The organism is Paenibacillus sp. FSL M7-1046, from assembly GCF_038007405.1.
Classification (GTDB): Bacteria; Bacillota; Bacilli; order Paenibacillales; family Paenibacillaceae; genus Paenibacillus_AQ.
Genome location: NZ_JBBOXB010000001.1, coordinates 198,940 through 212,932, shown reverse-complemented (window position 1 = coordinate 212,932; position 13,993 = coordinate 198,940). Strand labels below are relative to the sequence as shown.

10 protein-coding genes are annotated in these 13,993 nt (G+C 48.7%); 9 read left to right on the top strand and 1 reads right to left on the bottom strand.

Going from position 1 to position 13,993, the window contains the following annotated elements; all coding sequences use genetic code 11:
* The first annotated feature begins 101 nt into the window (after positions 1 to 101).
* Positions 102 to 884: an AraC family transcriptional regulator gene (locus NYE29_RS00795; RefSeq protein WP_340893872.1), complete on the top strand. Its 783-nt coding sequence runs from the start codon at positions 102 to 104 to the stop codon at positions 882 to 884.
* Positions 885 to 1,673: 789 nt separating this feature from the next.
* Here NYE29_RS00795 and ilvD read toward each other — a convergent pair.
* Entirely contained in the window at positions 1,674 to 3,359 is a 1,686-nt protein-coding gene (gene ilvD, locus NYE29_RS00790; protein ID WP_340893871.1) for a dihydroxy-acid dehydratase, read from the bottom strand.
* 547 nt (positions 3,360 to 3,906) lie between these two features.
* Between ilvD and NYE29_RS00785 the strand changes: the two genes are divergently transcribed.
* From NYE29_RS00785 to NYE29_RS00750, 8 genes are all read left to right on the top strand, one after another.
* Positions 3,907 to 4,860 (top strand): glycoside hydrolase family 43 protein, encoded by a 954-nt coding sequence (locus NYE29_RS00785; protein ID WP_340893869.1) that lies wholly within the window; start codon positions 3,907 to 3,909, stop codon positions 4,858 to 4,860.
* Between the two features lie 447 nt (positions 4,861 to 5,307).
* Complete coding sequence (locus tag NYE29_RS00780; RefSeq protein WP_340893868.1) at positions 5,308 to 7,053, top strand: extracellular solute-binding protein; 1,746 nt, start codon at positions 5,308 to 5,310, stop codon at positions 7,051 to 7,053.
* Positions 7,054 to 7,064: 11 nt separating this feature from the next.
* Complete coding sequence (locus tag NYE29_RS00775) at positions 7,065 to 7,964, top strand: ABC transporter permease (protein WP_340893866.1); 900 nt, start codon at positions 7,065 to 7,067, stop codon at positions 7,962 to 7,964.
* 15 nt (positions 7,965 to 7,979) lie between these two features.
* Complete coding sequence (locus NYE29_RS00770) at positions 7,980 to 8,915, top strand: carbohydrate ABC transporter permease (protein ID WP_076111414.1); 936 nt, start codon at positions 7,980 to 7,982, stop codon at positions 8,913 to 8,915.
* 55 nt (positions 8,916 to 8,970) lie between these two features.
* Positions 8,971 to 10,758, top strand: coding sequence for a glycoside hydrolase family 2 protein (locus NYE29_RS00765; protein WP_340893865.1), 1,788 nt, complete (start codon positions 8,971 to 8,973; stop codon positions 10,756 to 10,758).
* A 23-nt stretch (positions 10,759 to 10,781) separates the two neighbouring features.
* Complete coding sequence (locus NYE29_RS00760; RefSeq protein ID WP_340893862.1) at positions 10,782 to 11,537, top strand: sugar-binding domain-containing protein; 756 nt, start codon at positions 10,782 to 10,784, stop codon at positions 11,535 to 11,537.
* 111 nt (positions 11,538 to 11,648) lie between these two features.
* The gene (locus NYE29_RS00755) at positions 11,649 to 12,530 is read left to right on the top strand and encodes a glycoside hydrolase family 2 TIM barrel-domain containing protein (RefSeq protein WP_340893860.1); all 882 of its coding nucleotides are present in this window, start codon (positions 11,649 to 11,651) and stop codon (positions 12,528 to 12,530) included.
* Between the two features lie 37 nt (positions 12,531 to 12,567).
* Positions 12,568 to 13,992: a family 43 glycosylhydrolase gene (locus tag NYE29_RS00750; RefSeq protein WP_340893858.1), complete on the top strand. Its 1,425-nt coding sequence runs from the start codon at positions 12,568 to 12,570 to the stop codon at positions 13,990 to 13,992.
* Position 13,993: the final 1 nt, after the last annotated feature.

Genomic DNA, 13,993 nt, shown 5'->3' with positions numbered 1-13,993 from the left:
CTATTGCTCTTGGTTCTTGCGCAGATGAGCAAATCCATATTATGTTCTTAGTATTGCAGAAATTTCACTGCTTGGTATTCCGTGACGATAGGGAGGAAGACATGAATATTAAATATCAGCATCGTGACCAGGCGTTTCATTCCTTTATTTCAACCAATAACACCTATCCTCTTCATCTGCATAAGAATGTAGAGATCACGATGGTTTTGTCCGGCAAAATCAATATCAGCATCAATGGACAAGATTATGTTTTGTCAGAGGGGGACATGGCGATCATTTTTTCCAATCAACCTCATAGCTACAAAACGATAGAGAAGAACCAGATCCTGCTGATCTTTTTCGATGCTACATTTCCGGGGGATTTCACGGGGGAGTTGTTTAATCATGTCCCGGATAACCCTGTAATCCCCAAGCATCAGATGCTTCCGGGCCTGCTGACAACCTTGTATACACTATACAAAGAACAATGTGACAATCGTTTGCTCAAGGCTTACACCTCTGTAGTACTAGGGCACGCTCTACCATTATTGTTAATGAAAAAAGTAGACTACAAGAAAGAAATGGATCTCATTCCCAAAATTCTCGCTTATATCGACATTCACTTTTTAGATCATATAGATCTGGATACGCTTTCAAAAGAGCTTGGCATCAGCAAGTTTATTATTTCCCGCATCTTTTCTGAACAGTTCCACATTTCCTTTCGGGATTACATCAATGGACAGCGTGCAGCCTTTGCCCACATGTTGCTGTTATCGACTACCCATCCGGTCACCGATATCGCGTTTGATTCCGGATTCAACAGTTTGCGCTCATTCTATCGTGTTTTTAAAAAGGAATATGGAATAACCCCTAATGAATTCCGCCGAAAAGTATTTGAGGATTGAAAATAAGATTGTTGTCTGGGCGAATAGAATATGTGTTGAACATTTAAACGTGAAAGTTCTTAGGCCTAAAGATGTTGAGTTCTTTATCGGTCAGGCATTTGAGAAGGATGAACTAAGCCGCATTTACGCTACCTAGAGCGTGACTTCAAACTGGAAGAGTTCTGGAAGAGTTCTGGGGAAGCAGGGGATTTAGTATTGAAAGTAGGGTCCCTAAAAACCCGCAGCGGGTTCGTGTATTCGGACGGACTCAGGAGACGCTATGGAGAGTAAAACCCCTGTTTATTCTCTTATGCGGACCCAGGCGACCTTATCAGCTCTGCATTCTATCTAAAAACGGCTATCAGGGAGAAATAACTGCGCTGGAGTCCGTTGTCCTCCTGTAACAGGTTAAAAACCCCAAATAAGTGCAACTCGGTCCGTTTGTGCTCAGAGCGAGGAATACACTTTCCGGACGCACACACGCCTTTGGAAGAAGAGCGAAGTCTCTGAAACCCCGAGACGTAAGCCTCCATCACAAAAACTACCTATTGGCGAAATGCCTTTCTCCGCGTGTGATCAGAAAATGGTACTGTACCCATGATTACTTGGGCATACAGCAGCGGTTTTGGCGGAGAAGCGGTTTGAAGACACGCCCTAGTGAAATGAGAGGTAGAAGTGCACCTGAATCGTCTGCACGCGGACTACATACAGAAATGATCGAATCAGCTAAACAAAAGAGCAGTCCCACATACGTAGTGGGGACTGCTCTTTTTGTCTGAATTATAATTAGGCTGATGCCTTAAAGCTTGATTAGATCTTCAACACGCCGCCCTTGCTGGCATTGGTAACAAGCTTGGAGTAACGGGCCAGATAGCCGGTTTTGACTTTCGGCTCGAACTCTTTCCAGCCGCTGCGGCGGACTGCAAGGACTTCTTCCTCAACCAGCAGTTCGATCTTGCGGTTGTTGAGGTCCAGCTCGATGATGTCGCCATCTTCGACAAAAGCGATCGGGCCGCCTTCAGCCGCCTCCGGAGAGATATGGCCGATGCTGATGCCGCGGGACGCGCCCGAGAAGCGGCCATCGGTGATCAGGCCGACCTTGGCACCAAGACCCATGCCGACGATCTGCGAAGTCGGTGCGAGCATTTCCGGCATGCCGGGACCGCCCTTCGGTCCTTCATAACGGATAACCACGACATGGCCTTCCTTGACTTTGCCGTTCGCGATGCCTTCCAGCGCTTCTTCCTGAGAATCGAAGCAGATTGCCGGACCTTTATGGTAGCCGCCTACAGAGGCATCAACGGCACCAACCTTGATGATGGAACCTTCCGGTGCAAGATTGCCGTATAGCACGGACAGACCGCCCACTTCGGAGTAGGGTTTGTCCAGCGTATGAATAACCGTGGTATCTTGAATCTCATGTCCACGGACATTTTCAGCCAGCGTTTTGCCGGTAACGGTCATGCAGTCGCCGAAGATGGCGCCTGGTTTCTTCAACAGCTCGTTCAGCACGGCACTTACGCCGCCTGCCCGGTCTACATCCTCGATGAAGATATCGGAGGCCGGAGCCAGTTTGGCCAGATAAGGCACGCGGTTCGCTACTTCATTAATGCGTTCGAGCGGATAGTCGATGCCTGCTTCCTGAGCCAATGCCAGCGTATGCAGTACGGTGTTGGTGGAGCCGCCCATCGCCATGTCCAAAGCAAAAGCGTTGTCCAGAGATTCCTGGGTCACGATGTCGCGTGGTTTGAGATCCAGCTTGATCAGCTCCATGAGCTGGGTCGCCGATTTGCGGACAAAATCTCTGCGTTCTTCCGCTACAGCCAGGATTGTACCATTGCCCGGCAGCGCCAGTCCCATCGCTTCCGCAAGGCAGTTCATCGAGTTGGCGGTGAACATGCCCGAACAGGAGCCGCAGGTCGGACAGCCGAATTGTTCAAGCTCCAGCAGCTCAGCATCATTGATCTTGCCGACCTGATGGGCGCCTACGCCTTCAAATACAGAGGTAAGGGATAACTTCTTGCCTTTGCTGTCTACGCCGGCCTTCATCGGGCCGCCGCTGACGAAGATAGTCGGGATGTTGACGCGCAGTGCGCCCATCATCATGCCCGGGGTGATTTTATCACAGTTAGGAATGCAGACCATGCCGTCGAACCAGTGGGCGGAAACGACGGTTTCCAGCGAGTCGGCGATAATCTCGCGGCTTGGCAGCGAATAGCGCATACCGATATGGCCCATCGCAATTCCGTCATCTACACCGATCGTATTGAATTCGAAGGGAACGCCGCCAGCTTCACGAATGGCTTCCTTAACAATTTTGCCGAACTCCTGAAGATGCACATGACCCGGAACGATATCAATATAGGAATTGCAGACCGCGATAAACGGCTTGCCGAAATCCTCCTCTTTTACTCCGGCTGCCCGCAGGAGACTGCGGTGTGGAGCCCGGTCAAAGCCTTTTTTAATCATGTCTGAACGCATTTTCTTGGCTGCCATAATGAAATTTCCCCCCTGAAAAGTTTGTTAGCTTCAGCTTCCGTGAATGTATCCAAGCTCACTACGGAAGTTTTTGCCTGGTGTCGTATAGTGTCGCATTAACGCATCACAATCCCAAAAGCTGCGTGTCTGCGGTTTATAGATAGAACGGGGTCCAGCTTCTTAAAGGAGAAGTAGGGCGAAGCCGTTTCTATAAAAAATAAGACCGATTAAGCTTAAACGGTAAGCTGCCATGAATAGCAGCCAGCCATTGTTATTAGTGAGTCTATCACAAAAGGCCTCTTTTTTCTACCGGACAATGTGAAGTTTGTCGGATGACGCAATGGGCCGAGGGGCGCAGAAAAAGCCTATCCCCGGAGGGGGAGGAATTATTTGGAAGTGCATCCAAAGGGGATTATAATCCGGAAGAAGCTAACGGACAAGCGGGATTGTATTTTCCTCCCACTCTAGACAACTTAAGGAGACCTCAGTAAGATGGTACTTAGCTTTTTATGGGAGGTGCTGGAAGATCCGGGATTGTCCATCATATCACTGAGGAGGAAAGAAAATGTCACAGCGTACAACCTTTTTTAATCCGATTGCAGCAAGTTCAGCTGACCCGTGGGTATTCAAACATACCGATGGCTGCTACTACTTCATGTCTACCCGCTCCAAAGGTCTGGAACTCACCCAATCCAGTACTTTGACCGGTCTTGCGGAAGGCCGTAAGAAATTAATCTGGTCTCCCGAACCGGGAGGCAGCTACAGCTACAACCTGTGGGCGCCGGAGATTCATCACTTGGATAACAAATGGTATATCTACTACACCGCCAATGACGGCGGAGGCGATGAGTCGCGCCGAATCTGTGTGCTGGAGAACGAACAGTCTGATCTGCTGGAAGGGGAGTGGGTGTGGAAAGGCGCGCTGCAGACACCTGTTCCTGGCTTGGATGGTACGGTGATGAGACTGCGGAATGAGCTGTATTTCCTGTATGCCGGATATGGCCATTTCCCTGAGTACGGATCAGCTGTTTACATTATGCGGATGAGTGATCCCTGGACGGTTGCAGGGGAACATCGTCTGCTCACCGCTCCAACCTTGTCTTGGGAGAAACAAGGCGGTATGGCCATTAACGAAGGCCCGGTGATCCTGCAGCGCAACGGCCGTATTTTTCTGGTATATTCGGCGAGCACAACATGGTCTGAGGATTATGCACTGGGTATGCTCACAATGAGCGAAGCTTTTGATCCTATGGAACCGCTATCATGGGAGAAATCGATGCTGCCTGTATTTTGCAAAAGTGTGGAGAACGGGATTTATGCTACCGGACATAACAGCTTTACCCGATCACCCGATGACCGGGAGGATTGGATCGTCTATCATGCGCTTCCTGCCGCTGGAGCGGATGTAGCTTTGCGGGCAACCCGGATCCAGAAATTCGGGTGGAAGCCGGATGGAACACCGGATTTCGGGGTTCCCTATAGCGATAATCATGTCTTGACCGTGCCGTCGGGCGAATAAGTGCTGAGGATCAAACAAATATAAAATCAAGATAGAAAAGGCCATTTGTTACAATAATACTGTAACAAATGGCCTTTTCATGCGAATTGAAGTCCAGAAAACATTCTGCTGTGAATAACGGATTAAACGGCTGATTATCAAGCGTTATTAGGTATTACATAGTTTTTTAAAATCATTTTGTACTCAAATAGTAGTCTGATAGGCCGATTATTTGTTTAATAGAGACTTAAAACATTACAAAAATATTGTTTGAAAGCGTTGACAATAGAGATTAACATGCTTATAATTCGATTTAAGATACAGAAAAGCTGTATCAATCACATGATTTTTATGTCTGATCATTTTACAGGTAAAAGGGGAGTAGTGGCATGGTGCAAAGGAGCGTGGTTTCAAACGTTGGGTTCGCCTAAGATATTGCGGAACTTATTTTATAGTGGGAGGTTAAGTATGAAGAACAATACAAAGCGTCTTTTAAGTCTTTTATTTGTATTAATACTGATCATTTCGACTGTAACAGCATGCAGTGGCAATAAGGCAGAAGATGGGGCCGGAAATAGCAGTAACTCCAACAAAGAGAACACATCCAATGCACAAGACCCGGTTGCTTTTAAAGATATCAGCGGAGACATACGCGGCAATAAAGCGCCCACACAGGAGCAAACCGACGAAGTGAATCATTCCTTGAATGATACATACCTCGGCGACGTTTATGATGAAGTGATTCCAAGCGATTATTCAGCTTATCCTGTTAAAGGAGACGTTGTTCTGGATGTCTGGATGCCAGCAAATTCCAATATCCCGGATATGAACAATCATGTGGTCCAAAAACAGGTGGAGCAATTAACAGGAATCAAGGTAAATTTCATCACGCCGCCAATCGGCCAGGAAGCCGACGCCTTTACTTTGATGATTTCTTCAGGTGATCTTCCAGACATTATCATTGAGCCGGGGCGTTATCCGGGCGGTCTGGAAGCGGGTGTAAATGACGGCGCTTATATCGATCTGACAGATCTGATGGAAAAAAATGCACCGAACTATACGAAATGGCGCAATTCCGATGAATCGAGAAGAAAAACAACAGTCACTGACGACGGCAAGCTGCTGGGCTTTTACGGGATCGCCCCGTATTCCGAATGGACCTGGTTTGGAACGCTGATTAAGCAGGAGGCGCTGGACAAAACAGGGCTTGAAATTCCGAATACGATTGATGAATGGCATACCTTTTTGACCAAAGCAAAGGAAGCCGGATACAAAGCACCGCTTAATTACGGATCCTCTTACGGGCAAATCTTTACCGGCATCATTAATGGTGCATATGGAGTATGGGATTGGACCTTCCTCGATGAGAACGGCAAAGTGGCCTGGGGACCGGCACAGCCGAAAGCCAAAGAATACCTGTCGACCATGCAGCAATGGAACAAAGAAGGACTGCTTAACCCGGATTGGGCAACGGCCGACTTTAACCAAAGAATGGCAAGCGCTATTTCGGGGGACACCGCTGTGATGATGGATTCTCCGGATACGATGTGGAGCTACTGGAAAGAGCAGAGCAATATCGATTTTGTGGGAGCGCTGAATCCGGTTCTGAACAAGGGGGATAAATCGGCCACTACGTACAAGAATTTTAAAAGGGCAGGGACTGAAGCTGCGATCACTACCCAAAGCGAGAATGTGGAAGCGGCAATGGCCTGGCTCGATTTCAATTACAGCAAAAAGGGCTGGGAATTGATTAACTTTGGCGAATACGGAAAGGTACATCTGATAGATGAGACGGGAATGCCTTATTATCCGGAGGACAGTTATATCTTTAAGGACCCTGAAGGTCAGCCGGTATCGACTACTTTATATAAATACCGCATGCATAGCTGGCCGAATATCCGTGATGAGCATCATGCCAACCCGCTGATCGCCACCAAAGGAAGCTACTCCGGCGATATCCGGAAATTCTGGACTGAAAATATGGATACCAGCATGGCAATGCCGCCGATTTCCTTTACCAAAGAGGAAGCCTCACGGGAAGCCGAGCTTGGCAACCAGCTGTCGACACTCCGTGGAGAGTATTTTGCAAAAATCATAATGGGTGAAATGCCGGTTGATGCCTATGATAAATTTTTAAAGGAAGCTCAGAGTATGGGACTGGACGAATTTTTAAGTATCCATCAGGCAGCCTTGGATCGATATAACAAACGATAGGTGGTTGTTTCATGATCCAAAAGGATTTGAAGAAGAACTGGTTTGTCTATCTGTTGGCTGTTCCTGTAGTTGCGTGGTTTCTGATCTTCTGCTACGGGCCCATGTGGGGAGTTCTGATCGCCTTCAAGGATTTCAAGCCCTTGCTGGGGTTTAGCGAGAGCGACTGGGTAGGGTTTAAGCATTTTATTGATTTTTTCCAAGGGCCGTATTTTTGGAGAGTCGTTAAGAATACCCTGCTTTTGAATGTTTGGGGGATCGCCTTCGGATTTACCGCGCCGATTATTCTAGCTTTAATGCTGAATGAAATCCGCGGGGCCAAGTTTAAGAAAACGGTTCAAACCATTACCTATATGCCTCACTTTATTTCACTGGTGGTTGTATGCGGGATCATTCATATTTTTGCCGCAGATGAGGGGATCATTACACAAATACTTCAATTTATAACCGGAAAAGAGTACTCCTCACTGCTTGGCTATTCTTCTTACTTCCGGCCGATTTATACGTTCTCCGGCATTTGGCAGAGCATCGGCTGGGACAGCATCATTTATCTCGCCGCGATGAGCTCCATTGATACTTCATTATATGAAGCGGCTGAAATTGATGGCGTAGGGCGGATAAAGAAAATGTGGCATATTACGCTGCCTCAGATCAGTCCGGTTATCATCATTCTTTTTATTTTTGCAATCGGCGGGTTGATGTCTTCCGGTTACGAAAAAATTATTCTGCTGTACAATCCTCTGATCTACGATACTGCTGATGTCATTGCATCCTATGTTTACCGCCGCGGCTTAAGAGAAGCCAGTCTCAGTTATTCTACGGCCGTGGGATTAATCAGTTCGATCGTTAACTTCGGGCTGCTGTGGATGACCAATAGAATAGCCATACGCAGATCCGAGGTCAGCTTATGGTAAGAAAGAGGGACAGCCATGAAAGATAACCTGCAGCCTAAAAAGAAAAAAATCAGGAAGCATAGATCCACAGGGGACAGAATATTTGATTTCACCCTGTATGCCTTATTAACCGCATTAACGCTGGTGTGCTTTTATCCTATCCTGCATATCTTGTTTGCTTCCGTCAGCGACCCGGGCTCCTTAGTGGCTCATAAAGGAATTTTGCTGAGACCGCTGGGATTCACTTTGGACGGCTATAAGCTGGTGTTTAAAGACAACAGTCTGATCAACGGGTACAAAAACACGATTATCTATGTAGGGTTAGGCACGTTAGTCAATATGATCATGACCATACTGGGTGCCTATGTGTTATCCAGGAGAGATTTATACTTCAAAAACTTTATCATGATCCTGATTACGATCACCATGTTCTTTGGCGGAGGGCTGATTCCCTGGTTCTTATTAATGAAGGATATCGGCTTATACAATAATTTATGGGCCATGATTTTGCCAAGCGCTTTAAGTACATGGAACATCATTATCTTACGGACCAGCTTTCAAGCCATTCCGCAGGAATTGGAAGAAGCGGCTACGATTGACGGGGCGAGCCAGGCCCATATTCTAACGAAAGTCATTTTGCCCTTGTCCAAAGCCACACTGGCCGTAATCTTTTTATACTACCTTGTCGGGAATTGGAACTCCTGGTTTAATGCGATGGTGCTGCTAAAAGACAGAGAGCTGTTCCCGCTGCAGTTATTAATGAAGGAAATATTAGTAGCCAATGACGCAACCGCAACCTCAATCGGCAGCGCAGGTGGAGTAGTCATCGACAGTGCACAGAGCCAAACGGCTTTCCGCGAACTCGTTAAATATTGTGCGATCGTCGTTTCTACGCTTCCTATATTAGTGGTATATCCTTTCCTGCAAAAATACTTTGTTAAAGGGGTTTACGTAGGTTCGATCAAAGGATGAGGCAATCGACTATATAAAATGAAATAGAAATTAATAAACAGGAGTGAAGTACACCATGTTGACAGAGGTAAGCAATACACAAGTTCCGCGTCCGGAGTATCCAAGGCCTGAGTTTCTCCGCAAAGAGTGGCTGAGCTTGAACGGAGAATGGGATTTTAGTTTTGATGATGAACGGGTTGGTGAGGATGAACGATGGTACCTGGCCGATGCTCCCGCTTTATTTACAGAAACCATCCAAGTGCCCTTTGCGTTTCAGAGTAAGCTGAGCGGCATTGAAGATCCCTCTTTTCATGATGTGGTGTGGTATAGAAGAAGCTTCGAGGTCCCGGAGGCTTGGGACGGCAAGCGGCTTGTCCTTCATTTCGGTGCAGTGGATTATTTGGCAAAGGTCTGGGTAAACGGGCAGCTGGTGGCGTCACATGCAGGCGGTCATACGCCGTTTCAGGCAGATATCACACCGTCGCTGATTAAAGGAAGCAACACGATTGTGCTGCGGGCGGAAGATTTCAGCCGGGATGTAACCTTGCCGCGGGGCAAGCAATACTGGCTGGAACAGTCCGCTGCCATCTTCTATACCCGCACGACCGGAATCTGGCAGAGTGTCTGGATCGAACCGTTGTCAGCGGTACATCTGAGCAAAACTAGGCTGACACCTGACATTGACCGCAATGAAATCCGCATCCGGACGTTCCTCCAGGGGTTTAAGGCTGCAGATGAGCTTAAACTTCGCATAACGTTATCGTATAGCGGTGAAGTGGTTGCGGAAGATCAATACGCGATCAGGAATGCCGAGCAGCAACGGACCCTCGGACTGGGTGATTTTACGGATCATGGTCTTGGACGCCTATGGAGCCCCGAGCATCCGAATTTGTATGACATTCAATTCGAGCTGCTTCGGAATGGCGAGGTAGTCGATGAGGCTGCGAGTTATTTCGGCATGCGCAAGGTATCTATTGAGGACGGCAGGCTGTGCCTGAATAACCGCCCGTATTTCCAGAGACTGGTGCTGGATCAGGGATACTTCCCGGAGGGAATTCTAACCGCGCCTACGGACGAAGCCGTGAAACGTGATGTGGAACTGGCGAAGGAAATGGGATTTAACGGAGTGAGAAAACACCAGAAGACAGAAGATCCCCGTTTCCTGTACTGGTGCGACAAGCTTGGCCTGCTCGTCTGGAGTGAAGCAGCCAATGCCTATGAATATTCTGAAGAGTATGTCCGGCGGTACACCAGCGAATGGCAGGAGATTATTGAGCGGGACTATAATCATCCAAGCATCGTGGCCTGGGTTCCGCTGAATGAGAGCTGGGGAGTTCCCAATGTCCAGATTGATACACGCCAGCAGCAGCACGGACTGGCAATGTATCATTTAACAAAATCTTTGGATGAGATGAGACCCGTTATCTATAACGATGGTTGGGAGCATATGACTACGGATCTGGTAACCATTCACGACTATGAAAGTCGCCAGGAAGTTCTGGAAGAAAGATATGCCACGGCAGAATCCGCCGTGAATGCGATGCCGGCGAACCGTAAAATATTTGTCGGCGGAGCTTCCTATCAAGGCCAGCCGATTCTCGTATCGGAGTTTGGCGGGATTGCCTTCAAGAAAAGCGACTGGGAGGGCTGGGGTTACTCGGGAGCAGAGAATGAGGAGGACTTCCTGATTAAGCTTAAGGCAGTGGTGGACCCGATGTTCACTTCACCGGTGATTCAAGGCTACTGCTATACCCAGCTGACAGATGTCGAACAGGAAATCAATGGGTTGCTCACTTACGACAGAACGCCCAAAGCGCCACTTGAAGCCATTCGCAATATTATGATGTTTATCCATAATAAATAATATTTCACAAAAGGAGTTACACAATGGCGCATCTACCAACGCTTCCCCGTCCTGAATATCCCCGTCCCGACTTTGTCCGGACCGAGTGGATCAATCTGAACGGTCAATGGCAATTTGAGATTGATCATGGCAAAAGCGGAAAAGAACGCGGTTACCATGACAAAGGACATGATCTCTCGGGAACGATAACGGTTCCCTTCTGTCCAGAAAGCAAGCTGTCCGGCGTAGAATATACAGATTTTATGGCAGCCGTATGGTATAAACGGGAGTTTACTTTGCCGGAGAACTGGACCAATGGCAGAACGCTGCTGCATTTTGGTGCAGTTGATTACATGACGGAGGTATGGGTTAACGGAGTCTCCGTAGGCACGCACCGCGGCGGGTACACTCCGTTCAGCTTTGATATTACCTCCAATCTGTTGCCAGGCGGAAATGTCATTTCCGTCTATGCTGAAGACGATGTCCGTTCCGGGCGCCAGCCGCGGGGCAAACAAAGTGAAATGTTCCACTCGCATGGCTGCGATTACACACGTACCACGGGGATCTGGCAGACAGTTTGGCTTGAGCAGGTGCCCGACGTTTATTTGTCGGACATGAAGGTTGTCCCCGATCCCGACAATTCTAGCGTGCATCTCGAAGTCAAGGTGCACGGAAATGTATCGGGAGGCACGCTTACCGCTTCTGCTCTGTATGACGGCAGATCCGTTGGGGAGACCCGTGTCCTTGTCTCCGGACACTCCGTAAAACTTACCCTTCCGCTCTCGGAGGTTCACCTGTGAAAGGTTGGCAATGCCAGACTGTATGACCTGAAGCTGTCCCTGCATACCCAGGGCCGGGAGAGCGATACGGTCGATTCTTATTTTGGCCTCAGAACCGTATTGCTGGATGGAATGAAATTCCTGATCAACGGAAAACCGGTGTTTCAGCGTCTTGTGCTGGATCAGGGATTTTATCCGGAGGGGATCTATACCGCTCCAGGCGATGAGGATCTGCGCAAAGACATCGAAATCTCCATGGGACTGGGCTTTAATGGTGCGAGACTTCATGAGAAGATTTTCGAGCCGCGTTTTCTGTATTGGGCTGACCAATTAGGGTATCTGGTATGGGGAGAGCATGCGAATTGGGGGCTGAATATCACTGGAGCGGAGAGCTTGGCCCAATTCCTTCCGGAATGGCTTGAGGGCATGCAGCGGGATTACAATCATCCTGCGCTGATCGGCTGGTGTCCTTTTAACGAAACCTGGGACAGAGACGGCACCAAGCAAAATAACGATGTACTGCGGATTGTATACGAGGTTACGAAACGAATGGACCCGACGCGTCCCGTAATTGATACAAGCGGCAATTTCCATGTGGTGACGGATATTTTTGATCTGCATGATTATGATCAGAACCCGCAGACATTCCGGGAAAGATATGAACCGATGAAGGATGGCGGAGAAGTGTTCAATACCTTCCCGGATCGGCAAACGTATGAAGGCCAGCCTTATTTCATCAGCGAGTACGGCGGAATTTGGTGGAATCCGCAGCAGAAAGACGAGAAGTCCTGGGGTTATGGGGACCGGCCGGCAACTGAAGAAGCGTTTATTGAACGCTACGAGGGACTGACCCAGGTTCTGCTGGATCATCCGATGATGTTCGGCTTCTGCTATACCCAGCTATATGACGTGGAGCAGGAAGTGAATGGCCTGTATACCTATGACCGGCAGCCGAAATTTGATCCCGAAGTGATTCGCCGCATTAATTCGCGCAAGGCAGCCATCGAAGAGTAGAGCCTTCTAACATCATCCGAAAGGAACGTGAAGGGTTATGAAGGGAAATGTCCGCAATAAGTGGCTGCTGGCCATAGGCGTACTCCTAATTCTTCCAATGGGTCAGGAGACATATGCCGTCCCCAGCCATAACAACTTCTACAACGTAGTCATGCAGGATGGAGCGGACCCGTGGGTTTATAAGCATACAGACGGGTTCTACTATTTCACCAAAACAACCGGCGGCAATGTTACCCTCTGGAAGTCCGCCCAGCTGACTACGATAGATGCTGCTCCCACTAAGGTTGTGAATACAGGCGGCAGCGGCATATGGGCACCTGAGCTGCATTATATTAACGGGGTTTGGTACATCTACTACGCGATGGATGACGGAGACAATGTGAACCACCGGATGTATGTCATGGAGAATACCTCCGCTGATCCGACAACGGGAACCTGGCAGTTTAAGGGCCAGATCACAGATGCATCCGACAAATGGGCTATAGACGGCACTGTGCTGCAGGTGAATGGCGAGCTGTATTTTATCTGGTCGGGCTGGGAGGGTGATATCAATGTGCGGCAAAATCTCTACATTGCCCATATGAGCAATCCTTGGACGATTGATTCCGGCCGCATAGAGATTTCAAGACCCACCCATAGCTGGGAAACCAACCATTCCCCGCATGTAAATGAAGGCCCGCAGGTGATAGTGCGCGGGGGTGTCATCAGTCTGGTCTATTCGGCAAGCGGAAGCTGGACCGATGATTACTGTCTGGGACTGATCACAGCAGACACATCGAGTGATCTAATGAATCCCGCATCATGGGTTAAACGCAGCCAGCCTATATTCAGTTCAGCAAACGGACTTTACGGGCCGGGGCATCATTCGTTTACTACATCTGTAGATGGCACGGAGGACTGGATCGTCTACCATGTCGCCAAATACAGGGGAGCTGGATGGAACCGCGAGGTTCGCACGCAGCCCTTCAGCTGGAATGCCGACCAGACGCCTAATCTCGGTGCTCCCACAGATCCTGATCACCCGATTGCTTTGCCATCCGGCGAAGCCCCTCATTTCCGTTATGAAGGGGAAGAGGGGATATTTGGTGGAGAGGCTTATGCCTCAGCCAGTCCCAAGGGCTCGGGAGGTCTTAAAGCGGGTCATCTGGATACAGCGGCGAGCTACGTGGAATTTTCAGTTCAGGCGGCATCTGCAGGCGAATATATTCTTTTGGCCCGGACGGCGAACGGAACGGCTGGCGGGAATTGGTCCAATCTTCAGCTTAGTGTCAATTCAGGACCTTCCAGCCCGTTTTACATCACCAATAAAGGCTGGGAGAACTGGGGGCTCTCCACAGCCCGGGTGCAATTGAAGGCAGGACAGAACAAGATCCGGTTTGCGAAAGGCGAAGGATACGGAGAAATTGATTTCATTGATATCAGGCCTGTGAACAGCAGACCTAATTGTTTTTCAATTCATTAAG